30 protein-coding genes are annotated in these 25517 nt (G+C 70.6%); 14 read left to right on the forward strand and 16 right to left on the reverse strand.

The genetic code is table 11. From position 1 onward, the window contains the following. The 3 genes from ABS772_RS15585 to soxA are packed head-to-tail and all read left to right on the forward strand — an operon-like array spanning position 1 to position 1594. The gene (locus ABS772_RS15585; protein ID WP_350395750.1) at positions 1-468 is read left to right on the forward strand and encodes a SoxY-related AACIE arm protein; all 468 of its coding nucleotides are present in this window, start codon (positions 1-3) and stop codon (positions 466-468) included. 5 nt (positions 469-473) lie between these two features. Next, complete coding sequence (locus ABS772_RS15590) at positions 474-794, forward strand: thiosulfate oxidation carrier complex protein SoxZ (RefSeq protein WP_350395751.1); 321 nt, start codon at positions 474-476, stop codon at positions 792-794. A gap of 8 nt (positions 795-802) precedes the next feature. Continuing rightward, positions 803-1594, forward strand: a complete 792-nt coding sequence (gene soxA, locus ABS772_RS15595) for a sulfur oxidation c-type cytochrome SoxA (RefSeq protein WP_350395752.1) — start codon at positions 803-805, stop codon at positions 1592-1594. Between the two features lie 179 nt (positions 1595-1773). Here the strand turns inward: soxA and ABS772_RS15600 are convergent, their stop codons facing one another. From ABS772_RS15600 to ABS772_RS15610, 3 genes are all read right to left on the reverse strand, one after another. Then, entirely contained in the window at positions 1774-1974 is a 201-nt protein-coding gene (locus ABS772_RS15600; protein ID WP_350395753.1) for a hypothetical protein, read from the reverse strand. 170 nt (positions 1975-2144) lie between these two features. After that, on the reverse strand, positions 2145-3266 hold the full coding sequence (locus ABS772_RS15605; protein ID WP_350395754.1) for a 2'-deoxycytidine 5'-triphosphate deaminase: 1122 nt from the start codon (positions 3264-3266) through the stop codon (positions 2145-2147). After that, positions 3263-3721 carry a hypothetical protein gene (locus ABS772_RS15610; protein WP_350395755.1) on the reverse strand — a complete coding sequence of 153 codons (459 nt, stop codon included), beginning with the start codon at positions 3719-3721 and terminating at the stop codon, positions 3263-3265. The genes ABS772_RS15605 and ABS772_RS15610 overlap by 4 nt, the downstream gene beginning before the upstream one ends. A gap of 167 nt (positions 3722-3888) precedes the next feature. On the opposite strand from ABS772_RS15610, the gene apaG reads away from it, so the two are divergent. From apaG to ABS772_RS15625, 3 genes are read left to right on the forward strand one after another with little or no spacing between them, the layout of a single operon-like run. Further along, the gene (gene apaG / locus ABS772_RS15615; protein WP_350395756.1) at positions 3889-4281 is read left to right on the forward strand and encodes a Co2+/Mg2+ efflux protein ApaG; all 393 of its coding nucleotides are present in this window, start codon (positions 3889-3891) and stop codon (positions 4279-4281) included. Continuing rightward, a complete protein-coding gene (argE, locus tag ABS772_RS15620) occupies positions 4278-5453 on the forward strand; it encodes an acetylornithine deacetylase (protein ID WP_350395757.1) in 1176 nt (391 codons plus the stop codon). The genes apaG and argE overlap by 4 nt, the downstream gene beginning before the upstream one ends. A gap of 10 nt (positions 5454-5463) precedes the next feature. Then, complete coding sequence (locus tag ABS772_RS15625; protein WP_350395758.1) at positions 5464-6384, forward strand: bestrophin family protein; 921 nt, start codon at positions 5464-5466, stop codon at positions 6382-6384. A gap of 82 nt (positions 6385-6466) precedes the next feature. Here ABS772_RS15625 and ABS772_RS15630 read toward each other — a convergent pair whose 3' ends face one another. The 7 genes from ABS772_RS15630 to ABS772_RS15660 form a co-directional block, all read right to left on the reverse strand. Beyond that, positions 6467-7228, reverse strand: a complete 762-nt coding sequence (locus ABS772_RS15630; RefSeq protein WP_350395759.1) for a molybdopterin-dependent oxidoreductase — start codon at positions 7226-7228, stop codon at positions 6467-6469. A gap of 4 nt (positions 7229-7232) precedes the next feature. Further along, positions 7233-7868 carry a cytochrome b/b6 domain-containing protein gene (locus tag ABS772_RS15635; protein WP_350395760.1) on the reverse strand — a complete coding sequence of 212 codons (636 nt, stop codon included), beginning with the start codon at positions 7866-7868 and terminating at the stop codon, positions 7233-7235. Positions 7869-8071: 203 nt separating this feature from the next. Beyond that, positions 8072-8737 (reverse strand): NrsF family protein, encoded by a 666-nt coding sequence (locus ABS772_RS15640; RefSeq protein WP_350395761.1) that lies wholly within the window; start codon positions 8735-8737, stop codon positions 8072-8074. Beyond that, positions 8730-9305 (reverse strand): sigma-70 family RNA polymerase sigma factor, encoded by a 576-nt coding sequence (locus tag ABS772_RS15645; RefSeq protein ID WP_350395762.1) that lies wholly within the window; start codon positions 9303-9305, stop codon positions 8730-8732. Before ABS772_RS15645 ends, ABS772_RS15640 begins: the two co-directional genes overlap by 8 nt. A 103-nt stretch (positions 9306-9408) precedes the next feature. Further along, complete coding sequence (locus ABS772_RS15650) at positions 9409-9651, reverse strand: pentapeptide MXKDX repeat protein (protein ID WP_350395763.1); 243 nt, start codon at positions 9649-9651, stop codon at positions 9409-9411. A gap of 188 nt (positions 9652-9839) precedes the next feature. Continuing rightward, complete coding sequence (locus ABS772_RS15655; protein ID WP_350395764.1) at positions 9840-10535, reverse strand: DUF1223 domain-containing protein; 696 nt, start codon at positions 10533-10535, stop codon at positions 9840-9842. A gap of 347 nt (positions 10536-10882) precedes the next feature. After that, entirely contained in the window at positions 10883-11926 is a 1044-nt protein-coding gene (locus ABS772_RS15660) for a substrate-binding domain-containing protein (protein ID WP_350395765.1), read from the reverse strand. A gap of 118 nt (positions 11927-12044) precedes the next feature. Here ABS772_RS15660 and ABS772_RS15665 point away from each other — a divergent pair, with 118 nt between their 5' ends. Continuing rightward, positions 12045-12830, forward strand: a complete 786-nt coding sequence (locus tag ABS772_RS15665) for a serine integrase family protein (protein WP_350395766.1) — start codon at positions 12045-12047, stop codon at positions 12828-12830. Positions 12831-12871: 41 nt separating this feature from the next. Continuing rightward, positions 12872-13180, forward strand: a complete 309-nt coding sequence (locus tag ABS772_RS15670; RefSeq protein ID WP_350395767.1) for a hypothetical protein — start codon at positions 12872-12874, stop codon at positions 13178-13180. A 21-nt stretch (positions 13181-13201) separates the two neighbouring features. Here the strand turns inward: ABS772_RS15670 and ABS772_RS15675 are convergent, their stop codons facing one another. Together ABS772_RS15675 and ABS772_RS15680 are read right to left on the reverse strand one after the other, a co-directional pair. Beyond that, positions 13202-14077: a formate/nitrite transporter family protein gene (locus ABS772_RS15675; protein ID WP_350395768.1), complete on the reverse strand. Its 876-nt coding sequence runs from the start codon at positions 14075-14077 to the stop codon at positions 13202-13204. 113 nt (positions 14078-14190) lie between these two features. Beyond that, positions 14191-14928 (reverse strand): competence/damage-inducible protein A, encoded by a 738-nt coding sequence (locus ABS772_RS15680; protein ID WP_350395769.1) that lies wholly within the window; start codon positions 14926-14928, stop codon positions 14191-14193. Between the two features lie 83 nt (positions 14929-15011). On the opposite strand from ABS772_RS15680, the gene sfsA reads away from it, so the two are divergent. After that, complete coding sequence (gene sfsA, locus ABS772_RS15685) at positions 15012-15758, forward strand: DNA/RNA nuclease SfsA (protein ID WP_350395770.1); 747 nt, start codon at positions 15012-15014, stop codon at positions 15756-15758. On the opposite strand, the gene ABS772_RS15690 is transcribed toward sfsA, so the two are convergent. After that, a complete protein-coding gene (locus tag ABS772_RS15690) occupies positions 15715-16560 on the reverse strand; it encodes an FkbM family methyltransferase (protein WP_350395771.1) in 846 nt (281 codons plus the stop codon). The two genes, sfsA and ABS772_RS15690, sit on opposite strands and share 44 nt — an antisense overlap. Positions 16561-16714: 154 nt before the next feature. Here ABS772_RS15690 and ABS772_RS15695 point away from each other — a divergent pair, with 154 nt between their 5' ends. Beyond that, positions 16715-17488 (forward strand): alpha/beta fold hydrolase, encoded by a 774-nt coding sequence (locus tag ABS772_RS15695; RefSeq protein WP_350395772.1) that lies wholly within the window; start codon positions 16715-16717, stop codon positions 17486-17488. 118 nt (positions 17489-17606) lie between these two features. Further along, positions 17607-18071 carry a hypothetical protein gene (locus tag ABS772_RS15700; protein WP_350395773.1) on the forward strand — a complete coding sequence of 155 codons (465 nt, stop codon included), beginning with the start codon at positions 17607-17609 and terminating at the stop codon, positions 18069-18071. 1025 nt (positions 18072-19096) lie between these two features. Here the strand turns inward: ABS772_RS15700 and ABS772_RS15705 are convergent. The 3 genes from ABS772_RS15705 to ABS772_RS15715 all read right to left on the reverse strand — a co-directional run bounded on the left by ABS772_RS15705 (position 19097) and on the right by ABS772_RS15715 (position 23014). After that, entirely contained in the window at positions 19097-19876 is a 780-nt protein-coding gene (locus ABS772_RS15705) for an ABC transporter permease (RefSeq protein WP_350395774.1), read from the reverse strand. Beyond that, the gene (locus ABS772_RS15710) at positions 19873-20799 is read right to left on the reverse strand and encodes an ABC transporter ATP-binding protein (protein WP_350395775.1); all 927 of its coding nucleotides are present in this window, start codon (positions 20797-20799) and stop codon (positions 19873-19875) included. The genes ABS772_RS15705 and ABS772_RS15710 overlap by 4 nt, the downstream gene beginning before the upstream one ends. A gap of 217 nt (positions 20800-21016) precedes the next feature. Further along, on the reverse strand, positions 21017-23014 hold the full coding sequence (locus ABS772_RS15715; RefSeq protein WP_350395809.1) for a 4Fe-4S binding protein: 1998 nt from the start codon (positions 23012-23014) through the stop codon (positions 21017-21019). 167 nt (positions 23015-23181) lie between these two features. Between ABS772_RS15715 and ABS772_RS15720 the strand changes: the two genes are divergently transcribed. From ABS772_RS15720 to ABS772_RS15730, 3 genes are read left to right on the forward strand one after another with little or no spacing between them, the layout of a single operon-like run. Next, complete coding sequence (locus tag ABS772_RS15720) at positions 23182-23946, forward strand: biotin/lipoate--protein ligase family protein (RefSeq protein WP_350395776.1); 765 nt, start codon at positions 23182-23184, stop codon at positions 23944-23946. After that, positions 23943-24509: a DUF6505 family protein gene (locus ABS772_RS15725; protein WP_350395777.1), complete on the forward strand. Its 567-nt coding sequence runs from the start codon at positions 23943-23945 to the stop codon at positions 24507-24509. The genes ABS772_RS15720 and ABS772_RS15725 overlap by 4 nt, the downstream gene beginning before the upstream one ends. Then, positions 24506-25516 carry a DUF6352 family protein gene (locus ABS772_RS15730; RefSeq protein ID WP_350395778.1) on the forward strand — a complete coding sequence of 337 codons (1011 nt, stop codon included), beginning with the start codon at positions 24506-24508 and terminating at the stop codon, positions 25514-25516. Before ABS772_RS15725 ends, ABS772_RS15730 begins: the two co-directional genes overlap by 4 nt. The last annotated feature ends 1 nt before the right edge of the window (position 25517 follow it).

A 25517-nucleotide genomic window follows, 5' to 3' on the forward strand; every position in this document is an offset into this window, starting at 1 on the left:
ATGGGACGGACGGACTCGATCGACCGGCGCCGGGTCGTCGCCGGCGCGGCGGGCACGCTGCTGGCGCTCGCCCTGCGGCCGGCCGCGGCGGCGCAGCCCCGCACCGAGACGACCGAATCCGCCATCCGCCGCTTCGCCGGCGACAACCCGATCCGGCCGGGCCGCGTCAGCCTCGACCTGCCCCCGCTCGTCGACAACGGCAACACGGTGCCGCTCACGGTCTCCGTCGAGAGTCCGATGACGCCGGCGGACCACGTGCGCCGTATCGGCGTGTTCAACGAGAAGAACCCGCAGCCGAACGTCGTCACGCTCCATCTGCGGCCGGGCGCCGGCCGGGCCCAGGTCGCCACGCGCATCCGGCTCGCCGACACGCAGCGCATCACCGCGATCGCCGAGATGAGCGACGGCAGCTACTGGTCGGCGAGCGCCGACGCGATCGTCACGCTCGCCGCCTGCCTGGAGGGCTGAGCCGGATGGCGCGGACCCTGATCAACCTGCCCAAGACCGCCAAACCCGGCGAGGTCATCGCGATCAAGACCCTGATCTCGCACCCGATGGAAACGGGCTTCCGACCGGGCGCGGACGGGCGCATCCTGCCGCGCAACATCGTCACGGAGTTCGTCTGCCGCTTCGAAGGCGAGGAGGTCTTCCGGGCCGAGCTGTTCCCGGCCTCGGCCGCGAACCCCTACTTCACCTTCACCTGGGTCGCGACGGCGAGCAGTCGCTTCACCTTCACCTGGCGCGGCGACGCGGGCTTCGAGCAGACCGAGACCGCGGCCATCACGGTGGCCTGAACCCTGCCATGCCCCACCGCCCGGGCTCCTCGCTGCCGGTCGTCCTGGTCGCGCTGCTGCTCACCGCGGCCCCGGCCGGCGCGGAGCCGATCGCGCCGGCCGACCGGCGCTCAAGCTTCGACCAGATGGGGGCCGAGATCCAGGCGATGCAGCGGGACGACGGCGCCAATCCCGGCATGCTCGCGGTCGCGGACGGGGCCGAGCTCTGGACGAAGCCGCCGATGTCCGGCCGCACGGCCTGCGCCGGGTGTCACGGCGAGGCGTCCACCAGCATGCGCGGCGTCGCGGCGCGCTATCCCGCCTGGGACGCCCGGACCGCGCGGCCGATCGACCTTCAGGACCGGATCAACGCCTGCCGCCGCGAACACCAGGGCGCGGACCCGCTCGCCTACGAGAACCCCGACCTGCTGGCACTGACGGCCTTCGTCGCCACGCAGTCGCGCGGCCTGCCCGTCGCGCCTCCGGACGACCCCCGGCTCGCATCCGCACGGGCGGAGGGCCGCGCGCTGTTCGAGGCGCGCCAGGGCCAACTCGGCCTGTCCTGCGCGATCTGCCATGACGAGAATTGGGGCCGCCGTCTCGGTTCGGCCGTGATCCCCCAGGGGCACCCAACCGGCTACCCGCTCTACCGCCTCGAATGGCAGGGCCCGGGCTCGCTGCAGCGCCGCCTGCGCAACTGCATGACCGGGATGCGGGCCGAGCCCTTCGGCTACGGGGCACCAGAATTCGTCGCGCTCGAACTCTATCTGGCGGCGCGGGCCGCACCGCTGCCCGTGGAGACGCCCGCGGTACGTCCCTGACGGGGCGAGGCGGGAGGCGTGGTGCGCTGCGACGAGCATCCTTCCGGAGGCTTTCCGGGATGCCGGCTTCGGATTGGTGAAGTCTCAGACTTAAGCGGCCGCATTTGGAGACGAGCACCGCTCACGAAAAAAGGGCAAGCCTGTCGGCTGCCCTCTCGTCGCTCTCAGGATGACGCGGTTTACTCGGCCGCGGTCATCTCAGGCGTGTAGTGCCCGCACCAGTCGGTCGAGCCGACCACCGGCCAGAGACCGTGCGCGTCCGGGCCGGGCTGGTTCACCGGCGGGTTGAAGCGGCACAGGCCCTCGTCGTTCTTCGCGGCCGCGCCGTTGACCTTGTGCTCGTCGAAAAACTTGCAGCTCTCACACTTGGCGTTGGCCATGGGAATGCTCCTGCAGCATTAAGGCGGCTCGGCCGCCGCTTTTGCGAATTAGAACAGATCCAATCTTGGGGTCTAACGAGCTCGCCGAGGCGGAGTTCCCTCAAGCCACGTCACCGCCGGACCCTGGACCGGCCCGGCCATTCGCCGATTGGTTGGGAGCCCTTCCCGGCTCAGACCGCCGGCACCGGCTCCGGCTCGATGGCGAAATGCTTCGAGAGCTTGAGCCCCTGCGCCTGATAGTTCGAGCCGGCGCCCGTGCCGTAGAGGGTCGCGGGCCGCTCCAGCATACGCTCGTAGACGAGGCGGCCGACGATCTGGCCGTCCTCCAGGAGGAACGGGACGTCGCGTGAGCGCACCTCCAGCACCGCGCGGGCCCCGGCGCCGCCCGCCTCGCTGAGGCCGAAGCCCGGATCGAAGAAGCCGGCATAGTGGACGCGGAACTCGCCGACGAGGGGATCGAACGGCACCATCTCCGCCGCGTGGTCGGCGGGCACCCGCACCGCTTCCTTTGAAGCCAGGATGTAGAACTGGCCGGGATCGAGGATCAGCGTGCGGCTGCCGTCGGCCGGCAGCGGCTCCCAGAAGTCGCGGGTGCGGTGCCCGCGCGGCCGGTCCACGTCGATCAGGCCGGTATGGCGCTTGGCCCGATAGCCGATCAGCCCGTCGAAACCGGCGAGATCCACCGAGACCGGCACGCCGCCCTGGAGCGAGGGTGTGGCCGCGTCGATCAGCGGATCGCTGGCGTGGAGCGCGGCGAGCTCGGCCTCGCGCAGCCGCGGGTCGCCCCGGCGGAAGCGGATCTGCGACAGGCGCGAGCCGGTCCGCACCCGCACTGGGAAGGTGCGCGGCGAAATCTCGGCGTAGAGCTGGCCCGCATAGCCCGCCTCGATCTGGTCGAAGGCGCTGGCCCGATCGGTGATGACGCGGGTGAAGACGTCGATGCGCCCGGTCGAGCTTTTCGGGTTGGCGCTGGCGCTGAGATCGGGGGGCAGCGCCAGGGTCTCCTGCAACTCGGCGATGTAGACGCAGCCCGTTTCCAGCACGGCGCCCTGGGTCAGATCGATCTCGTGCAGCGCGAAGGCCGCGACGCAGGCGGCGACCGAGCGCCCGCTTCCGGGCAGGAAACTCGTGCGCACCCGGTAGGCCCGGGTGCCGAGGCGCAGGTCGAGGCTCGCGGGCTGGATCTGGTCGGCGGCGTAGGCGGTCGCGGGGCGGATCGCCCCGGTCTCCGTCAGCGCCGCGATGGCCTGCGCCGGCAGGATCCCGGATGCGGCCGACCTGTCTCCGCTCATCGTCCCGTCCCCTCGCCTCTCTTCTCGGCCTTCTTGGCCTCGGCCGCTTCGCGCTCTGCCGCCTCGATCGCGACTACCATCCGCGCGAGCGCCAGCCGGGCGCAGGCCCCCATTGCCACGAGGCCGGCCAGGGCGCTCGCGAGGAGCGGAAACAGGTCGGGCCGCAGGGCCGACGCCACCGCCACCACGCCCGCGCCGATCCCCATCGCATTCCCGAGCGCCAGCATCGGCGAGGGCACGCCGCGGATCTCCGTCTGCACCCCCGTCCGCCGACGCACCGCGCGGGCGACGATCCGCGCCGCGGCGTCGAGGCCGAGGGCCAGGATCAGCGCGAAGGCCGGCCAGCGGTTCTGCGCCGGGTTCCACCACGCGAAGCCGAGGGCGAGGCCGAGCGTCAGGGCCGTCGCGACGGCCGGGCCGACGGCGAACGGCGCGCGATCAGGCCGCGCGGTCACCGGGACTCCCCCCAATTCTCCCCGATGCGACGCGTTCGGCACGTGGTCTCCGGCCTCCGCCCACCGTAGGATACCGTGATTGACGAGGTTTCTGGCGCCACGTACCACGGCGCGTCGCAGATGTCGCGATGCGGCCTGCGCGCCGTCCACGGAGATGCTTTCACCCGATGTACAAGGCCGAGACGCGCGGCATCACGGTGACGGTGGAGCCCCGATTCGTCGAGGAGGAGTCCTCGCCGGGAGAGAGCCGCTATTTCTTCGCCTATACTGTCGAGATCGTGAATAACGGCAGCGAGCAGGTGCAACTCCGTTCGCGCCACTGGCGGATCATCGACGGGCGCGGCGCTTGCCAGGAGGTGCGCGGCGCTGGCGTCGTCGGCAAGCAGCCGGTGCTCGAACCGGGCGAGTCGTTCAGCTACACCAGCGGCTGTCCCCTCACCACGCCCGACGGCCTGATGGCCGGCAGCTACACGATGTCGACGGTCGGCGGCGAGAGCTTCGAGGCGGAGATCCCGGCCTTCTCGCTGGACTCGCCCCATATGCGCCGCGTCGTCCATTGACGGCGCCCTCGCGCGGCACACGCCTCACGCCGCTGGAGCTCCTGGAGCGGCTCGTCGCGTTCGACACCGAGAGCTCGAAATCGAACCTCGCGCTGATCGACTTCGTTGCCGACTACCTAGCCGGCTGGGGCGTCCCCTTCGTTCGGGTGCCGAACGCGAGCGGCGACAAGGCAGCCCTGTTCGCCACCCTCGGCCCGGCGATCGACGGCGGCGTCGTGCTCTCCGGCCATACCGACGTGGTGCCGGTGACGGGGCAGGCCTGGACCTCCGACCCGTTCTCCCTGCGCGTCGCCGACGGCCGCGCCTACGGCCGGGGCGCCGTCGACATGAAGGGGTTCGACGCCGTGGCGCTCGCCCTGGTACCGGCGGCCCTGGAGGCCGAGCTGACGCGGCCGATCCATATCCTGCTCTCCTACGACGAGGAGACCACCTGCCTCGGCGTCGCCGACACCATCGCCCGCTTCGGCGCCGACCTGCCGCGGCCGGGCGCGGTGATCGTCGGCGAGCCGACCGGGATGCAGGTGGCGGACGCGCACAAGAGCGTCGTGACCTTCAACACCACCGTGCACGGCCACGCGGCGCATTCGGCCAAACCGATGCTCGGCGCCAACGCGGTGATGGCGGCGGCCGACCTGATCGCCGAGCTGAACCGCATCGCCGACGCCATGGTCGCCCGCGGCGACGCCTCCGGCCGGTTCGACCCGCCGAACACCACGGTCCATGTGGGCGTGATCGAGGGCGGCACCGCCCGCAACATCCTGCCGAAGCTCTGCACCTTCCTCTGGGAGTTCCGCGGCCTGCCCGACCTCGACATGGCCGAGATCCCGGCCCTCTTCGACGCGGCCTGCGAGCGCGTGATGCGGGATCGGCTCAACCGCTACGGCGATTACGGGCGCATCGAGACGGTCGAGGAGGTCTCGGTGCCGGGGCTCGCGCCCGATCCCGGCTCGGAGGCCGAGCGGCTGGCCCTGCGGCTCGCCGGCCGCAACGCCACCATCACCGTGCCCTATGCCACCGAGGCCGGACGGTTCCAGCGCGCCGGCCTGCCGACGGTGGTGTGCGGTCCGGGCTCGATCGATCAGGCGCATCAGCCGGACGAGTTCATCACCCTCGACGAGCTCGCCCGCGGCGAGGCCTTCATGCGCCGGCTGATCGAGGCCTGCGCCGACTGACGCCGATGCGATGATCGTCCGTCCCCGCCCCGGCCTGCTGACGATCCTGTTCGCGCTGCGCGGCTCGGTCCTGCCGAAGGTCGCGCCGCAGGTGATCGTCGTCGCCGCGCTCTCCGTCCTCGTGGTCGCGGTCGAGCAGCGGCACGCCGCATGGTTTCCCGTCACCGCCGGCATCGGCCCCTTCACCCTGGTCGGCCTCGCGCTCTCGATCTTCCTGAGCTTCCGCAACGGCGCCTGTTACGACCGCTGGTGGGAGGCGCGGCGGGCCTGGGGGAGCCTGATCGTCGAGATGCGCGGCCTCGCCCGGCTCCTGCCGGCCCTGCTGCCGGAGCCCGAGCACGAGGCCCTGCGGCAGCGCGCTTTACGCCGGGCGGCCGGCTTCGCCCACGCCCTGCATGCCCGCCTGCGCGGGCTCGACGAGGCGCGGGCGCTCGCGCCCTGGCTGCCGCCGGAGGAGCGCGCCGCCCTCGCGCAGAGGCCGAGCGGTGCCGACGCGGCGCTCGCCGGCCTGACGCGGGACCTCGCCGCGGCGATGAGGGCCGGCGCGCTCAGAGACGTGCTGTTCGCGAGCCTGGAGCACAAGATCGCCGGCCTGTCCGCGATCCAGGCGACCTGCGAGCGCATCCACGGAACGCCGCTGCCCTTCGCCTACACTTTGCTGCTCTACCGCACCGCCTGGCTCTACTGCCTGCTGTTGCCGTTCGGGCTCGCCGGATCGCTCGGCTGGTCGACCCCGATCATCGCGGCGCTCGTGGCCTACGCCTTCTTCGGCCTCGACGCGCTCGGCGACGAGCTGGAGGAGCCCTTCGGCACGGACGCCAACGACCTGCCCCTCGACGCCCTGCTGCACGCGGCCGACGCGGCGATCCTCGACGCGCTCGGCGAGAGCGGAGGCGAACCGCCCAAGGTCGACCGGTTCATGCTGCGCTAGGGCGGCCCCGATCGGCCCGGTTTCCCGAAGGCCCGCGATGAGGAGACGGAGTTCCCATCCGCGTCATCGCATCTCGAAAATGCTATAATCCCGAGAACCAATTGTATCCCTGATCCTCCCAATATCCCCCGGGATATTCATTGGTGACGGTGATCGCCATGATGTGCTTCGGGTTCTTGAATCCGAGCTTGGTCGGGATGCGCAATTTGACCGGAAAGCCGTATTTCGGCGGCAGCGGTGCGCCGGCGTAGTCCAGGGCCAGGATCGTCTGCGGGTGGAGCGCGCTGGGCATGTCGATGCTCGTCCAATAATCGTCCCCGCAATCGAACCGGACGTAGCGGGCCGTCAGATCGGCTCCGATCCGCTCGAGGAAGGTGCGGAACGGAACCCCGGACCATTGCCCGATCGCGCTCCAGCCCTCGACGCAGACGTGGCGGGTGATCTGTCCCTCCTGGGGCAGCGCCCTCAGGCGGTCGAGCGTCCACGGTGTCCGGTCGGAAACGAGGCCGGACAGTTCGAGCTTCCAGGTCGCGCCGTCGATCACCCGGATCCTGCTCGCCGGATAATAGGCGTTGAACGGAAAGTCCGGGGTGATGTCCGCGACCTCGAAGGTCGGCGCCAGGCGGGTCCCGCCGAACAGAGCGCCCTGAACCCGATCGTTCAGTCGCGAGAACCCGCCGAGGACGTTGTCGACATGCGGGTTGTCGGAGAGGTCGCAGCCGCCCAGAGCGAGACTGCCGGCGGCGACGAGGCCGCCGCGCAGGAAGAGGCGCCGGTCGGGCCGGGCGAGGCGCGTCTCTTGGGGCGCGGGGACGAGCCGGCGGGAGCGGTCGAAGAGCGTCATGGCGTCACCGCGCTTTGGAGCCGAGATGGATCTCGCGGCCGAGGATCATCGCCGGCAGCGTCCGTGGAACGAGGAGCACGAGGGCGAGATGCACCGCCACGAAGGCGGTGATGCCGGCCATGGCCAGGAAATGGACGACCCGCGCTTGGTCGTAGCCGCCCATCAGCGCGGTGAGTGGCGCGAACTGGACGGGCTTCCAGATCGCGAGGCCCGAGAGAACGGCGACGATCCCGGCGAGCAGGACGCCCACGTAGAGCAGGCGCTGCACCGCGTTGTAGACCCCCGGCTTGTGAGGAAGCCGGAACGTCAGGGCCGCCACGAAGTCGCGCCCGATCTCGCGCGGCCGCAGAGGCGTGAGGCGCCGACGCAGGTGACCCGAGGCGAGACCGTAGGTCAGGTAGGCGGCGCCGTTGGCGACGAGCAGCCACATCGCCGCGAAGTGCCATTGCAACGCCCCTCCCAGCCAACCGCCGAGGGTGATCGCCTTCGGAAACACCCAATCGCCGAAGATCGGCGAGGCGTTGTAGATGCGCCACCCGCTCGTGATCATGATCAGCATGGCCAGCGCGTTCACCCAGTGGGTGATCCGCACCGCGAGGGGATGAATCGGGCGCTCGGCCCGCCGTGGGGGTGAGGACATGGGAACCTTCCTGCGGGGATGCCGGGCGACGGCTCCCCGTGGTTGAGGGCATTCTCCGGCTGACGGGACACGCGCTCCCGATGAAGTCGCGATGGCCCCGTGCCGAAGGGAGTTCGTCGGGCCGGGCGGCGCGGTTACAGGTGTTTTTTGTCTTTTCGGGCCGGCGTCGCAGGCACGCCGACGCCACGCCTCCGGTCAGCGGATCAGCCGGTCCGATCGAGGAGGCGGCCGCCGAGCAGTCCGTTGAGGCCGACGACGATGAGGACGGCGGCGAGATGGACCAGGAGGTCGATCGCGGTGGCATCGTGCGGATGGAACGGCACCAGGAGCGCCGCCGCCGCCGCCGCCGCCGCGAGTCCGCCGAGGGCCGCCGTCAGGTTCGGGCGGAGCGGGCAGGCCCGGCGCAGCATCGTCACCAGCAGTACCGACAGTGGCAGAGACACGCTCATCAGGAACGTGAAGCAGCCGCGCATCTCCTCGGGCTCCGCCAGGTTGGCGGCCGGCGCGATCCACGATCGCAGGCAGCCGAGACCGCTGAACCCGATCCACAGGACGAGCGGCGGGAGAGGAAGCAGCGCCCAGGCCGGACTGCGCCCCGGCACGCTGCTCTGGAATGCCGCGAAGGCGGCGCTGGCGGAGGTCAGGAACGCGCACACGGCCGCGTAGCGCAGATCCGGCACGCCGAGGCGGGCCCACATGCCGCCGAGATCGGCAAGAGGCAGGAGGATCGCACTCAGGACCAGCACCGCGCAACACCAGGCCAGGGTCCGCATCGCCGGTCCAGGCAGCCGGCGGACAGGCGTGAGCGACTGGGCCAGTTCGTCGACGAGGTCGGTGACGCGCTGTTTGTGGCTGGCCGGATCAGGCATCCGTGCCCTCCTTGGCAGATGAGAGGTATGTGCGCAGGGCTTTGAGAGCCCTGTGGAAGTTGACCTTCAGCGCTCCCTTCGTCCGTCCGGTGGAGGCAGCGGCCTCGTCGAGCGACAGCTCGCGCAGGGCGATGTGTTCGATCGCCTGGCGCTGCCCCTCCGGCAGCCGCGCGACGGCTGCCGTCAGGATCCGGTCGCGCTCGCCGACATCGAGGGCATGTCCGGGCAAGGGACCGTCGTCGACGCCCGCCTCGTAGGCGAGCGGGTCGTGGACCTCGCGCGTGCGTCGCCCGGTCCGTCGCAGGACGTCAATCGCCCGCCTCTGGGCGATGGCGCGCAGCCACGGCAGGAAGGGCCGGTCCGGATCGTAGGTGGCCCGCGCCCGATGGACGGTGAGAAGCGTCTCCTGGACGACGTCGTCGACCGCGGCCCCCCGCACGCCCTTGGCCCGCACCATGGCGGCGATCACGGGTACGCAGTCGCGCAGGAGGGCGCGATAGGCTGCGGCATCGCCGTTCTGAGCCGCCTGCATGGCAGCGGACAGCGACGCCTCTCCCGATGACGCCATCGGCCGAGCGGGCATGGGCAGGAAGGTTCCGGAGGCCATGGGGACGGGCCGGCGGAACGGGCGGCCCGGCCGGGCCACCCGCACCGTGCTGTCGCGGGCGAGCCTACTTCTTCATCGAATCCTTGGCCATGCCGTCCTTCGACATCGAGTCCTTCGACATGGAATCCTTGGCCATCCCGTCCTTGGCCATCGAATCCTTGGCCATGCCGTCCTTCGACATGCTGTCCTTGGCCATGGAATCCCTGGACATGCTGTCCTTCGACATGGTTTCGGCCGCGACCGCGGGCGCCGCCGCGAGGGTCGTGGCGAGGACAAGGGAGGAGGCGATGCGCAGGAACGTGCTCATGGGGTCATCCTTCTGTGCGTGCCGAGCGTGAGGGTGGCACTGCACTCGGTTTCGCCGGCAGGTCCTCGGCGGTTACACGTCACGGAGATTTTCTTTCCGCGTCCGGCCGACGATCCGGCTCGTGCCCGGGCGGCTAGCATCCCGCCCGGTGTCGCCAAGGCCGAAAGCCCTTTCCGTGCGTCGGCGTTTCAGCCCTCCGGCGTGAGACGGGCGGCGCCGACGATCCGGCCGCCCGGTTCCTGCACGATCACGGCGACGTCCTGCCCGGCAGGCGCAGCCTCGCTGAACTCCAGGGGTTTGCCCGACCACGTGCCGAGGGTGCGCAGCGAGCGCACGACGTTGGTCTGCTGGATGGTCCGCCCGCTGTTCTCGCCCCGTGCGATCGGCGTGCGCACGGATCGATCGAAGCCGACGAGGATCACGCGGGCGTCGCCCACACCGGAGCCGACCCTGACGCTGATCCGGCCGTTCCGGCGCGACACCGTCGTCGCGACTTCGGAGCCCATCTCGGCCCTGGCCTGCCCCACGGCCGCGGCGACGTCCACGCGCCTCGACCCCACGACGCTCCGGCGTCCGTCGATCACGAGTTGGGGCGTGAAGTTGCCCTCACCGAGACGCTCGGCATAGGCGGCCTGCCGCTCGGTCCCGCCTTCGAACGACGCGGTGTCCTTCCAGCCGAGATGGTTCCAGTAGGTGACGTGGAAGCCGAGGGGCAGGAGGTCGGCGTTCCCGGCCAGTTCGCCGAGCAGCGCCTCGGCCGGCGGGCAGGACGAGCACCCCTGCGACGTGAACAGTTCGAGGACGACGGGCCGTGCCTGCGCCGTGCCGGACAAGAGCAAGGCTGGCAGCAGGACGGCAAGGGTACGAATGAGGCGCTGGGACATGGTGTGCTCCGGAACGAACGCGGTCGTTACGGTTCGCCGGAAACCGGAATTCGTTACGTGATCCGACTTCCGGCTGATCAACCCGGGTTTGGCCTCACTCCGTCATCGCGAGGCGAAGCCGAAGCGATCCAGGGCTCGACTTTTCCGGAAAGGTCGCGCCCTGGATTGCCACGGCTTCGCCTCGCAATGACGGCCTAGAGACCGAAGCGATCAACCGGAAGCCGTATGAGCCGACAACATCGGAGGCTCGCCCGAACTGGGGCGCGGCAAAGCGCGCCGATACGGCCCGGGCTCGCGTGATCCAAGAATTTCAAGCGGCCGCTCGGAGACGCTCGACGGTCCCGCACTCAATCCACGCCCGGTCCGGCGGGGCGGTAGCCGGAGGTGCGGGCCGCACGCGCCCTGACGGTGGCGACCAGCGCCTCCAGCGCCGGGGCTGCGAGCGAGCGGCTCGTGGCGAGATAGTAGGTCTCCCAGCCGACCGACAGAAAATCGAGGCCGAGCCGCTCGGCTGCCGCGCGCACGCCGAGCCCGGCATCGGCCGCCCCGCAGGCGATCACGGCCGCCACCGCCTGGTGCGTGAACTCCTCCACGGCGTACCCCTGGATCTCGGAGGGCGAGAGGCCGGCCTCCGCCAGCATGCGGTCGAACCAGTCGCGCGTGCCCGAGCCGCGCTGGCGGTTGACGTAGCGCACCCCGTCCCCGGTCAGGTCGGCGAGCGCGCGGATGCCGAGCGGATTGCCGGGGGCGAGCAGCAGACCCTGCTCGCGCTCGAACAGCGGATGCGGCACGAGCCCGGCACTCGCCTTGACGCCGGAGAAGGGACTGTCCGGTTCTTCCGTTGCCTGCGCGCCGCAATGGAAGCCGGCGGCATCGACCCCGCCGTCGAGGAGCAGCTTCACCGCCGCACTGCTCCCCATCACCGACAGCTCGATCGCGCCCTGCTCAGCCGGAATCTCGCGCAGAACCTCGATCAGGAGAGGATCGTGGCTCGCCGCGAGCCGCAGCGCTCCGCCGCGGCCGGTGAGCAGACGCCGCAGTCGATGCTCGATGGCGCGGGTCTCGCGCCCGAGGCTCGCATCCAGTCCCGAGAGCGCCGAGGTGAACGCCTCCGAGAGCGCGGCCCCGAACTCCGTGAGTTCCGAGCCCTGGCCACGGGTCTTGCGCACGAGCGGCTGTCCCAGGACGGTTTCGTACGCCTGAAGCCGCGCCCAGGCCGCGCGGTAGGACAGGCCGAGGCTCTCGGCGAAGCCCTTGATCGAGCCGGTCCGTCCGATGGCTTCGAACATCTCCAGCAGGTCGATCACCTCGAGCGCGTTCGAACCGATCTGCACCGTGCCGCCGAGCCTGAGGTCGACGGCGACGGGCAACCTATCGGCAGCCGTGATCATATTGATGGCTCTCCAGTTGTCGTAGACAACCAGATACCCTGAAACATCGAGACCTGTCGTAGCTCGGCGGACAACGTCCCCACGCAATGCCACGCAGATGCATCCCGGCCACGCTCAGATGCCCTCAACCGTCTTTATCTCCTATCTCCATGCGGGCCTCCCCGGTCCGGGCCGATCCGGGGACGCGCTGGCAATCCAGCGCGCGGCGGTGGATCGGCATGTCCGCGGGCACGGGCGCCTCGCCGCAGAGGTCGTCGAGACCGGGCAGGATCGGCCGGGCTCGAGGTGGTCGCGCCTTCAGGACGCGCTGAGCCTGTGCCGCCGCGGCGGCGCAACGCTGTTGATGGCCGACTTCGGCGCTTTCAGCGGGAATTCCGCGTTTCTGCGCCACTTGAGCGACGAACTGCGCCGACTCGACCTGCGCTTCGCCGCCGCCGATCGGCCGGACGCGAGCGAGGTCACGCTCGGCATCATGGCAGCCTTGGCGGAGGCCGAGGACAGATGGGGCGTGCCATGCACCCCGGAGGCGATGGCACGCCGCCGCGAGTTCTACACCCGCTTCACGGCCGAGTGGCGGGCACGGCCGGCCTCCGGCCGGGCCGGTATGGCGGCCTTCGGACATGAGCGGTCCCGCCTGCCGGCCGAAGGCCCGGTCCGCAACGGGAGTGCGCAGCGCAGCCGGGAGCGGGCCGAGGATGTCGCGCCGATCCTCAGCGAGATCCGCGCCGCGGGGACGCTGACGCTGGAACAGGTCGCCAACGCGCTCAACGCCCTCGGTGTCCCGTCGGCACGGGGAAAGCGCTGGTACCCGACGCAGGTGACCAGGGTCGAGAAGTGCCTGGCGGCGGGATGCGACGCCGTGCGGCTCGAACGCCGTTCATTCGAGCAACCCCTTCACGTCTGATTCTCTCAAATCGAATCGGCATCGGCCGGGATCTTCGAAGGATGGCTGCTTCACTGACCGTCGGGGATCTCTTCAAGGCCAAGGCCGTCACCGACGAGCAGGTGAACGCGGCGGTCGAGCGGTATCTCGCGGAGCCCGAGACCTCGGCGCATCCGATCGCAGACGGCTACACGGTCGATCTCGCGGCCGCCGTCGCGGGGCATGGCTGGGCGAGCCAGGTCACGGCCAATCCCGGCACCCATCCGCTGCTGATGCGGGCGGCGGTCCAGACGGCGATCCTGCTGGCGCGTGCGCGCAAGGCCCGGACCGTCGCCAGGAAGGACCGCACCGTCCCGCCGGCCGAGCGGTGAGGCGCTGACGTCGAGGCATGGTCAGGCGCCGGTGCCGGCACGGCCCTGATCCTCCATATCCGGCGCGACCTGCCCGTAATTCAGCACCGAGACCAGGGTCACGCCGCCGACCACGTTGCCGAGCAGCGTCGGCACGAAGAAGCCGGTGACGTATTTCGCGATATCGATCTCGCCGGTGGCGACGAGGTAATAGGCGTCGGCCGATCCGGCGACGATGTGGGCGAGGCCGCACATCGAGACGAGCCACGTCATCAGGATGATGATGAAGGGCGCCGCCGAGCCCGAGGCCGGCAGGATCCACACCATCAGCGCGATCAGCCAGCCCGCGAACACGGCCTTGATCACCGTGGTCCAGAACGGGTCCTCGATGGTGTGGCGGCTGATGGCGGCGAACGCCTCCCGCACCTCCGGCTTGAACGCGTCGGTATGGGCAAGCACCGAGGCGATGACGATGGTCGCCAGGATGTTGGCGACGAGCACGATGGTCCACAGCCGCACGACCCGCAGCAGCGCGCCGAAGGTGCGTTCGGTCAGGAGCGGCAGGATCGGTGTGACGGTGTTCTCCGTGAAGAGCTGCTGACGACCGAGAACGACGATGAGGAAGCCGATCGAGTAGCCCATGCTCACGACGAGATCGGCCCAGGGCTCGTGCGGCAGATGTCCCTTGAGGACGCCGGGCACGATCAGCGAAAAGCCCATGGTGAGCCCGGCGGCGAAGCCCGACAGGGAGAGCGCCAGCGTCGTGCGCCGCATCTCCTCCTCGCCCTCGCGGCGGATGATCTCGTGAAGGATCAGCGCGTCCGGGCGATGCGCCTTCTCGACTTGGGCGTCGTCCTTCTCCCGGGTATGGGCGCCGTGGGTCTTGGAATCCTCCTGCCTGCGAGTGTCTTGGGACATGCGGCCCTCGGTGGTCGTCTGGTCGCAGCCCAACGTACGGCAGCGCTTGCGCGCTCCCGGCATCTGGAAATTTATTTCACCAAATCGTGAAGGGTCGATCGACTGCGGCGTGCCTACGCCCGAAGCCCCGGGAGCAACGCCTCCACCGCCGCGCGCGCCGCCGCCACCGCCTCGGCGTCGCGACCGCGCACGACGATGCGATTGCGGAATCCCTCCGGCGTCATCGAGGGATAGGAGCCGATCGAGACGTCGGCATGCGCCGCGGCGATCGCGCCGAGGCCGCCGGCGAAGTTGCCCTCGGGGATCGCGCCGGCCTCGATCGTCTCGGAAATGACCGGTGCGTTCGAGGTCAATGTCGGGCGGATCTCGTCGAGCATGGCCTGCATGATCTGCGGCACGCCGGCCATGACGTAGACGTTGCCGATGCGGAAACCCGGCGCCTTCGAGACCGGGTTCGCGATCAGGTCGGCGCCGTCGGGGATGCGGGCCATGCGCAGGCGGGCCTCGTTGAGGTCTTCCGGCCGGTGCCGCTCCAGCAGCATGGCGCGCGCCCGCGGATCGACGTCGATGCCGACGCCGAAGGCCTCCGCCACGCTGTCGGCGGTGATGTCGTCGTGGGTCGGGCCGATGCCGCCGGAGGTGAACAGGTAGGTGTAGCGCGCCCGCAGCGCGTTCACCGCGGCGACGATCTCCGCCTTCACGTCCGGCACGATGCGCACCTCGCGCAGGTCCACGCCGATCTCGGTCAGCATGTCGGCGATCGTGCCGATGTTCTTGTCCTTGGTCCGGCCCGAGAGGATCTCGTCGCCGATGACGAGGATGGCGGCGGTGACGTCGGGACTTTGGGACATGGAGCCTCGGGGGCGGGGAACGGGGTGGAAGCTAGGGCGCGGATGCGCGAAAGCGAAAGCCCGTCCCGCTCCCCACGGCCGCGATGCGTTTTTCCACTCCCCTGATCGAAGGGCGCCTCGTGCGGCGCTACAAGCGCTTCCTCGCCGACGTGACGCTGGCCGACGGCACGCTGGTCACGGCGCATTGCGCCAATCCCGGCGCGATGCTGGGACTCAACGCGGAGGGGTTCCGCGTGCTGCTCTCGCCCTCGACCAATCCGGCGCGAAAGCTCGGGTTCTCGTGGGAGCTGGTCGAAGCGGATCTGCCCGGCGGCCCCCAATGGGTCGGCATCAACACGGCCCGGCCCAACGCCCTCGTCGCGGAGGCGTTTCGCGAGGGCCGGCTCGCGCCGCTCGCGGGCTACGAGACGCTCCGGCCGGAGGTCGCCTACGGCAAGGCGAGCCGCGTCGATTTCCTGGCGAGCGGCGGCGGTCTGCCGCCGTGCCATGTCGAGGTGAAGAACTGCCACCTGATGCGGCGGGCCGGGCTCGCCGAGTTCCCCGATTGCAAGGCCGCCCGCTCGGCCCGCCACATGGAGGAGCTGGCCCGCGTCGTCGAAGCGGGCGGCCGGGCGATGCTGATCGTCGTGATCCAGATGCGGGCGGAGGCCTTCGACGTCGCCCGCGACATCGACCCGGCCTTCGACCGGGCGCTTCGCGCCGCGCTGGCGGCGGGCGTCGAGGCCTACGCCTATACCTGCGCGGTCGGGCCGGAGGGCGTCGCGATCGACGCGCCCGTGCCGATCCTCACGCCGGGCGCGACGCCTCCCCCCGCTCGAACATCAGGTTGAGCCGCGTGCGGGCGATCTGGCGGTAGCCGTACTTGTGGAGCAGGCTCGGCAGGTCGATCTGCCACTGGTCGGCGCCGTTCTCGATGATGAGCAGCGACGGGAGCAGCGAGGCCGGCGCATCGCGCAGGAACGGTTCAAGGATCAGATCCTCGGCGCCCTCGACATCGAGCTTGATCGCGTCGATGCGCTCGATCCGCTCAGACCGGCACAGATCCACCAGCGTCACGGCCGGCACGCGCACGGTCGCGTTCTTGTGGGTGCCGACGATCTTCACGCTCGATTCGCCGCGGTTGCGCGGATCAATGAACAGGGTGAGTTCACCCGCCTTGTCGGCGACCGCGCAGGCGATGGCCTTGACCGTGCCGAACGGGTTCTGGCCGATGTTGAACGTCAGCCGGTCGAACACGTCGGGCTGCGGCTCCACAGCGAGGATGCGGGCGCGCGGTCCGGTGAAGGCCGCCACGAACAGCGCGTAGGCGCCGATATTGGCGCCGATGTCGAGGAACACCGCGTCGTCGGCGAGGCGCTGCTTCAGGAGCGCGCGCTCCTGCGGGTCGAAGAACTGCGGGGTGAAGAGCACCTTCTTCTCGCAGTTGTTGTTGTAGGGGTGCAGCCGCATCCGCGCCCCGTAGCGCTCGACGTCGAGGGGACGTCCGCGCAGCATGGAGATGGCGAGGCGGCGCAGGAACATCGCCATCCGCCGGGCGCGCCAGGACTGCTCCGGCAGCCGCTGGGTCCGCTCGGCGATCCGCGCGACGAGGCCGGTGGGGGCGTAGGTGCCGTAGGGCGAGGTGTCGGTCATCGTGCCGGGGTGATGCCAGCCCGTTGTGGCGGCGGCAAGTCGAGAGCCCGATCCGGGGCGATTGGGAGAAGGCCGACACCAAATTCCGCCGGTTGTCGCCTGTCGCCCCGACACGACCTTTGACAACGGCGCCGCGGCACCCGAAGACACGCCCATGCAGAGCTTCGACTCCGACGGCGTGCAGATCGCCTATATCGACGTCCCGGGCAAGGAAGGCGCGCCGGGCAACGGCGAGCCGATCTTGTTGATCCACGGCTTCGCCTCGAACCACGCGGTGAACTGGGTCAATGCGCTGTGGGTCCGGTTCCTGACCGAGGCCGGCTACCGGGTCGTCGCCCTCGACAACCGCGGCCACGGGCAGAGCGAGAAGCTCTACGATCCCGCCGCCTACACCTCCGGCGAGATGGTGGGCGACGCGGTCCGGCTCCTGCGCCATCTCGGCATCGAGCGGGCGGACGTGATGGGCTACTCGATGGGCGCGCGCATCGCCGCGCACATGGCGCTCGACTATTCCGCCGAAGTCCGCTCGCTGCTGATCGGCGGCCTCGGCTTCAACCTCGTGGACGGGCGCGGCCTGCCGCAGGGCATCGCCGAGGCGCTGGAGGCGCCCCCCGGCGCGCCGGCGCCGAACCCGACGGCGGCGACCTTCCGCCTCTTCGCCGAACAGACCAAGAGCGACCTGCGGGCGCTCGCCGCCTGCATCCGCGCCTCGCGCCAGACGCTCTCGCGGGCCGAGCTCTCGGCGATCGACACGCCGACGCTGATCTCCGTCGGCACGCTCGACACGGTGGCCGGCTCCGGGCCAGAACTGGCGAAGCTGATGCCGAACGCCCGCGCCCTCGACCTGCCGAACCGCGACCATTCCACCGCCGTGGGCGACCGGCTGCACCGCCAGGGCGTGCTGGAGTTCCTCAAAGAGCGCCCCTAGCCCCGTGGCTCGGCAGCTATGCGGCCGAGCCCATGACCTATTGGCAGTAGATCCTTTGGCCGACTGCCCCAGGAGTCCGGTCCGTCTCTAAGCTGCGGGCCCGCTTCGAGTTTGGGCCATGCCGAGTCAGACGTCACAGCGCGCCGCGAACGGCGTCCTTCGCTCGGTCGTGGCGGATGCGTTCGCCACCGCTCTCGTCTCGCTCGCCATCCTGTTGCTGGTCTTCGGCAGCGCGGCCCTGGCACGGCCGAAACTCACCTACGCCGCGGGCAAGGTCGCCGCCCTGAGCAACCTGTCCACGGACGAGGGCTGCCTGCCGGCCAAGCTGACGGGCCGAGTCGTGAAGCGGGAATTCGGCCGCGACGGTCTCTACCTCCAGTCCGTCGTCCTTGAGGAGAAATCCGGGCAGCGGACCTTCATCAACGTCGAGGACGGCTACCGCACTCTCGACGCCGCCACCAACGGTTCGGTCAAGCAGTCCCTCGAAACGATGCTGGCCGTGGGCCGACCGGTCGCGCTGCGCGTCCTCGGATGCGGGGCGGCGGCGCGGATGCTGACGCTCGACGCCGTGCGTCCGCTCTGAACGGACCCGGCCTCACCCAGCCGCGTCGGAGAGCCAATCCGGAATCCACCGCGCCGGGCGCGGCGCCCGTGAAAGGTCGGATCGCGCCTCCGCGACCGGGGCCGGCGCGCCGCCGATGACCGGGCGGACCTGATACTCGAAGCGGGGCAGGATATGGCCCTGCGCATCGAGCGCCAGCTGCGCCTCGAACCACAGGCCGAGATCGGGGTCGGCTCGGTGCTGCTCGTCGCGGAGCGCGCGCAGGAGCGGCTCGACGACGGCCGCCTCGGCGACCCGGCTGCGGACCGCTGCGATAGACCTGCACCTCGCAGAGCGCGCCGACGATTGTCGCCCGCAGGCGCGTCCGATCCCAGGGCGACTTGCCGCGAGGGCGATGGGCGGAAAGGGCGCGCCCGATCTCGGCCAGGATCGGATGCCCGGCCCAGTGGGCTTCGCGCTCGTGAATCCAGGAATCCATCCGCGCCGCGAACGCGGTCTGGTCGCAGGCCTCGCCCGCCAGTTCGTCCAGGCGGGCCGCGCCGATCCGGTCTCCGAGCCACGCCGCGAGGGCCGAATGCGCATCGTCCCCCGCGATCTCTGCCTCGTCTTTCTCGTCGTCGTCCTCGTAGGCAGCGAGGTCGCTCCAGGCCGACTCAGAGAACGCATCGCGGGCGAGCTTGGCCAGGAAGCCTTCGAGCGATCCCGCGAGCACCGCCGCGTCGCCCTCGGAGCCGAGACCGACGACGGGGCTCGCCACCCTCGGCACGCCGTCGGGGTGCCAGAGGCCGACCAGGGAGCCGTCGGGCAGGTAGAGGAACAGCGAGAATTCCCTGCGCAGGGCGCTGCCGTCGACGATCGGCGCCTCGTCGCTGAGCGTTCCCTGCAGCCGGAAGCAGCTGAGGCTGCCCCAGGGCCGGCCGTCGAGCCAATCCGCGAAGTCGAGGAGCAGGCGGGGCGGTTCGTGGCCGGGCGGGAAGGCGGCCGCGAGACTCTCCCGACGGACGATGTAGGGATCCTGCGCCATCCGCCCCTCCCCTCCTGTTCCGTCAGCTCTTCAGCCGGTATCCCGTCCGGAAGATGTAGGTCACGAGCCCGAGGCAGAGGGCCAGGAAGGCGAAGGTCGCGACGATGCTGACGCCGACCGCCACGTCGCCCTTGCCGAAGAAGGCCCAGCGGAATCCGCTCACCAGGTAGACGACCGGATTGAACAGGCTGACCGCCCGCCAGAACGGGGGCAGCATGTCGATGGAGTAGAAGCTGCCGCCGAGGAACGTCAGCGGCGTGACGATGAGGAGCGGCACCAGCTGCAGCTTCTCGAACCCGTCGGCCCACAGACCGATCACGAAGCCGAACAGGCTGAAGGTCAGCGCCGTGAGCAGCAGGAAGAACACCATCCAGATCGGGTGCTCGATGTGCAGCGGCACGAACAGCGAGGCCGTGGCGAGGATGATGAGGCCGATGATGATCGACTTCGTCGCCGCCGCGCCGACATAGCCGAGCACCACCTCGAACGGCGAGATCGGCGCCGAAAGGAGCTCGTAGATCGTGCCGGCGAAACGCGGGAAGTAGATGCCGAAGGCGGCGTTCGAGACGCTCTGCGTCAGGAGCGAGAGCATGATCAGCCCCGGCACGATGAAGGCGCCGTAGGCCACGCCGTCGATCGTCTGCATCCGCGCGCCGATGGCGGCGCCGAACACCACGAAGTAGAGCGAGGTGGAGATCACCGGCGCGACGATGCTCTGCAGCGCCGTGCGCCAGAACCGGGCCATCTCGAAGCGGTAGATGGCGAGGATCGCCGGGACGTTCAGCATGGACGCAGCCCTCATGCGCGCTCGCGGACGAGATCGACGAAGATGTCTTCGAGCGAGCTCTGGCTGGTATCGAGATCGGTGAAGGCGATGCCGGCGGCGGCGAGTTCGCCGAGCAGGCCGGTGATGCCGGTGCGTTCCCGCCGGGTGTCGTAGGTGTAGACGAGGGTGCGCCCACCCTCGCCGATCTGGAGATCGTGGCGCGCGAGGTTCTCGGGAAGCGCCACGACCGGCTCGCGCAGGTGCAGGATCAGCTGCTTCTTGCCGAGCTTGCGCATCAGCTCGACCTTGTCCTCGACCAGGATGATCTCGCCCTTGCGGATCACGCCCACCCGGTCGGCCATCTCCTCGGCCTCCTCGATGTAGTGGGTGGTGAGGATCACCGTGACGCCCTGCTCGCGCAGGCGGCGCACGAGGCGCCACATGTCCTGGCGCAGCTCGACGTCGACGCCCGCCGTCGGCTCGTCGAGGAACAGCACCTGCGGCTCGTGGGCGAGCGCCTTGGCGATCAGGACCCGGCGCTTCATGCCTCCGGAGAGCTGCATGATGCGGCTCTCGCGCTTGTCGTAGAGGGAGAGATCCTTGAGCACCCGCTCGATATGGGCCGGATCCTTCGCCAGCCCGAACAGGCCGCGGCTGAAGCTCACCGTGTCCCACACCTTCTCGAAGGCGTCGGTGGTGAGTTCCTGCGGCACGAGGCCGATCATCCGCCGCGCGGCGCGGTACTGGCTGAGGATGTCGTGGCCGCCGACGCGGATCTCGCCCGCGCTCGGCGTGACGATCCCGCAAACGACGTTGATGAGGGTCGACTTGCCGGCGCCGTTCGGCCCCAGCAGCGCGAAGATCTCGCCCTTGGCGATGTCGAGGGTCACGTCGCGCAGGGCGTGCAGCCCCGAGGCGTAGACCTTCGACAGGTTCGCGATCGAAACGATCGGTGACATCGGGGCTCGGGGATGGGGGGCGGGGCGCGCCCTATAGCACGGCGGCCGAAGCGGTGAAGCTGGCGGTAGCCGGTTACATTTCCCGACGTTTCTCCCCCGTGTTCCGGCGCACCTCGCGGAACCGAGTTTGTCCCCGCAGCTTGTCGAGATGTTCTCCTGCGACAAAACACCCCTGACCCGACCTGCCCTCGACGCGATGGCGGGTCGTTTTTTGTGGTCAGCTCTGCAGCCGTTCCGCGGCCTGACGCTCGCGCAGGTAATCCTCGGTGGTGCGCGGCTTGGCCGGCGGCGCGGCGTGGGGGTCGAAGCCCTGATTGAGCGCCGCCTCGACCCGGCAATCGTCGCACATCATCAGCGAGCGGATGCGCTGCTCGCCGGCTTCGCCTGAGAACATCCAGTGCCGCTCCCGCAGCTTGCCGATCACCCGCTCGATGGTCGCGCGGGTGCCGAACGGCTTGGCGCAGGTGATGCAGCAGAACGGCTCCTCCTCCTTCACGACCCGGCGCGGCTCGCTCCACGCCGCGAAGTCGATCTGCGGCTTCAGGCTGATCACGTCCTCCGGGCAGGTGGCCGCGCACAGGCCGCACTGCACGCAGAGGCTCTCCTCGAAGGCCAGCAGCGGCCGCTCGGCACTGTCGGACAGGGCATGGGTCGGGCAGGCGCCGACGCAGGAGAGGCAGAGGGTGCAATCCTCGGTGCGGAAATCGAGCCCGCCGAACGGCGCCCCGGCGGCCAGCGGCACGGCGGCGACGGGGGTCGGGGCGGCGGCGTGCATCTCGCGGAAGGCGAGGCGCAGCATCTCCCGCTTGCCGCCGACGGGCATGAAGCCGGCGGGCGCCGCCGTCGCGAGGCCGGGCGTTGCCGAGCGGAGCGCCGCGCCGAGGGCGTCGGGATCGTCGGTCTCGATCAGGGCGACCGTCGGCGCCTCCGTCCCCGTGCCGTAGCCGAGGGCGTCGGCGAGCGTCCGGCCGAGGGAGACGGTGCGGTGCAGGCTGTCGAGGTCGTGCTTCGGACGGGCCCGCACAAGCACTCGGACCCCGGCCGCGCCGTAGGCGAACAGGGCGGCCAGGATCTCCGGCCCGAGCTGCGCCGCCTCGTTGACCCGCACCGGCAGGACGTGGGCCGGCAGCCCGTCGCCGTAGCGGCCGAGCGCGTCGATCAGCGGCTCGCCGTGGTCGCCGTCGTGGAACAGCACCACCGCGTCCGCGCCGCCGGCCGCGCGGTAGGCGCGCATCAGGCTGCGCAGGCGGCGCATCAGCGCGTCGGCGGGCGGCAGGGCGTAGTTGGCCGCGCCCGTGGGGCAGACGGCGGCGCAGCTGCCGCAGCCGGCGCAGACATAGGGGTCGATCGCCACCGTGTCGCCGGCGGGCGCGATGGCCCCGGTCGGGCAGACATCGAGGCAGCGGGTGCAGCCGGTGATGCGCGAGCGGGAATGGGCGCAGAGCTCGCCGCGGAAATCGATGAAACGGGTCTTGTCGAACTCGCCGACGAGGTGGGAGGCCGCCATCACCGCCCGCTCGACCGCCGCAGGGTCGCGCGGGTCGGCGCGCAGGTAGCCGCTGCGCAGCTTGTGCGCGGGAAAGAGCGGCGTGCCGCCGGTGAGGTCGAGGATCAGGTCGCAGGTCGAGACCGCTCCGTCGCGCCCCGATCCGAACACGAGGCGGGTGCGGGAGGACGGCGCCGGCAGGGCGTAGTCGTCGATGCGAAGCCCGAACGCGCCGAGATGGCCCGTCGCCCCCCGCACCGTGCCGCGGATCACCGGGAATTCGTTGCGGTGAAGCGGCGCCACCTCGCCCGGCCGGCTCAGGAGTACGGTGACGTCGAGATGCTCGGCCAGACGCCGCCCGGCCTCGATCGCGGCCTCGTCGCGCCCGTAGATCAGGGCGACGCCGCGGCTCTCCAGCGGCACGGTTCCGGCCACCGGAACCGGCTCCGCCGCCGCGGCCAGCAGCGCCGCCATCTTCGGACCGGCCTTGTCGGCCTCCGACGACCAGCCGGCGGTCTCGCGGATCTTGGCGAAGGCGACGCGCTCCTCCGCCTCCATCTCGGCGGCGACTTCCTCGAAGAGCGGCGCCTGGAGCGTGCAGGAGACGGTGATCGGCACGCCCGTGGCCAGGGCCTCGCGGTAGCGGTCGAGTTCGAGACCGCAGAGCTGGTCGGCGGTGCGCACGCGACCGCCGCAGCCCTTTTCCAGGGCCGCGGCATCGAGCGGCATCGTCTTCTCGCAGGAACAGGCGAACACGAGACGATCGGACACGATTGAACCTGAGACGATTGGGAAAGCGGGAGGCCCCTTCGCGCGGGGGCCTGCCTTCCATATACTCGTATCGTTCAAAACTACGAACGGACATGCGGGCGCAGGCGCCCCGCCCGATACGGCTCATGACCTCCCGACTCGAAACCGTCTCACCGGGCTTGCGCCCCGCTCCCCTCGTCCTGCCGCCGGCCTTCACCGGGCTCGTCACCGCGGGCTCCCCGGGCGCGGCCGGACAGGCCTGCCGGCTGGCCGAGTCCGGCGAGGCCGAGGCCGGCACTCTCCTGATGGAGGAGCGCGACGACGTCATCGCGCTGGCCGTCGTGCTGGCGCCCACCGAGCCGCTCGCCACGGCGCGGCGGGCCTTCTTCGTCGGGATGCAGGCGCTGGCGGATGCGGTCGGCACCTTCGGGCCGCCGGAGATCCCGGTGACCTTCCTGTGGCCCGACACGCTGAGCTTCAACAGCGCCCGCCTCGGTGGCGGCGCGCTGCACTGGCCGCAGGGCTGCGGCGAGGGCGAGACGCCGGACTGGCTCGTCTTCTCGGCGATGCTGATCGCCTCGAAGCGCGATGCGGGCGATCCCGGTCTGACGCCCGACTCGACCTCCCTGGAGGAAGAAGGTTTTCCGAAGGATCTGCGCGAGGCACTGGTCGAGAGCTTCGCCCGCCATCTCACCAAGGCGTTCGAGATCTGGAGCGAGGACGGCGCCGCGCGCTCGACGGGGCGCTACCTCGCCCGCCTCGCGCTGCCGCCGGGCGTGCGGGCGACGATCGAGCCGAACGGGGATGCCCGGCTCGTCCACGCCGACGGCCGCAGCGAATCGCTCCCGCTCCTGCAGGCCCTGGCGGCCCCCTCCTGGCGCGACCCAAGCACCGGCAGGGTGCGGCTGTGAGCGCCGGCAAGCTGCCGCGGACGCTGCGGCTCGACCCGTCCGACACCTTCGTCTTCGCGCGGGCCGCGGAGCCCGGCGAGTGGGCGGTGACCGGCTCGTTCCTGTTCTTCGATGCCGACCTCTCGGCCCTCGCCGGAAAGGACCGGGCGGCGTTCCGCTCCGGATTCGTCGGGGTGGGCTCGCTCGGCTTCTCGACCCTCGTCGTCGTCAGCGAGGCGAGCGAGGCGGAGCGCGAGGCGGCGATCGAGGACCTCGCCCGCCACATTCACGAGCGCTTCGGCGCACCGGACCGCGACGCCGCCCGCGCCGCGGCGCGGGAAGAGATCGAGGTCGCGGCCTCGCTGTGCAACCTGCCGGTCGGCAGCGTGATCGCGATGCATCGGAGCGAGCGCGGCGGCGAGATCGCGGAGGAGTTCCGCACCCTGCACCAGCGCCCGGCCGGCGCGGACCCGCTGCACGGGCGCGCCTTCCACTTCGTCGAGACCGACGAGGAGGGGCCCGAGGAACAGGCCGACCTCGTCGGACTCCTGAACGGCGCCTCCGCTGGGGCTGAGAGAGCATGACCGAGTTCTGGGTATCGAGCGGCCATCACCTGACGCAGCGCACGGAGGGCGGCGGCCTCGCCGTCACCGACGAACTGATCCTCGCCTATCTGGCGCGGCCCGAACTGGTGCCGCCGGAGGAGGCCTGCGAGGCCGAGCGCGGGCTGCACGCGAGCCTGCTCGCCGAGCCGCGCCGGCCGGTGACGCGCGCGGATATCGAGGCGATCGCCGATGCGGATGCGCGGGAGAACTGGGAGGTGATGCTCGCCTTCCGCGACCGCCTGCTCGCGGCCCGCTCCGTCGAGGCGGCCTATCTCGCCCTCGTGCGCGGCGGGCTGCAGGGCGTGCCCGGCCTGTTCCTGACCCAATTGGTGCACCTGATCCTGCGCAACGCGCTCGATGGGTGCGAGGACCCGTTCGTGCTGCGCGCCGCCGAGCTATTTTTTCGCTCGCAGCGCGTCAGTCTGCACGAGGGCGCGGTGCTGCTCGCCGATGCCGAGGTGATCGAGGCGCGGGAGGGCGGCGCGCCGCTCTCGCCCCTGGTCTCGATGCTCGGCAAGGAGGCGGCGAGCGAACTCGACGTGCTCAACGAGGAGAACGCCTGGACCTACTGGAGCCGGTCGGACGCCTTCACCATGGCGCTCAATCTCGGCTCCAGCACGCGCAGCCGCGAGGGGCTGGCGCGGGCAATCGAGGCGTTCGTGCGCCATCTCCTCAACGCGGAGGTCACGGTCGCGCCCCTCGACCGCCTGGAGGATCCCGATTGGCGCTGGTTCGTCGGGCTCGACGCCGAGGGCACGCGGATCGGCAACACGCTGTGGCGCGGCGAGGCCCTGGACGACGACGCCCGCGAGCGGGTGATCGCCGTGTTCAGCCTCACCTTCGCCGATCCGGCCCGCGTCGATCCGCGGGTCGGGGACCGGCCCGTCTACCTCCTGCTCGCCATGAGCCCGGACAAGACCGTGCAGTTGAAGCCCCAGAACCTCGTCGTCGGATTGCCGCTGGCCGCCGACCGGGCCGCCGCGTGAG

It is taken from the genome of Methylorubrum podarium, assembly GCF_040270385.1.
GTDB lineage: Bacteria > Pseudomonadota > Alphaproteobacteria > Rhizobiales > Beijerinckiaceae > Methylobacterium > Methylobacterium podarium.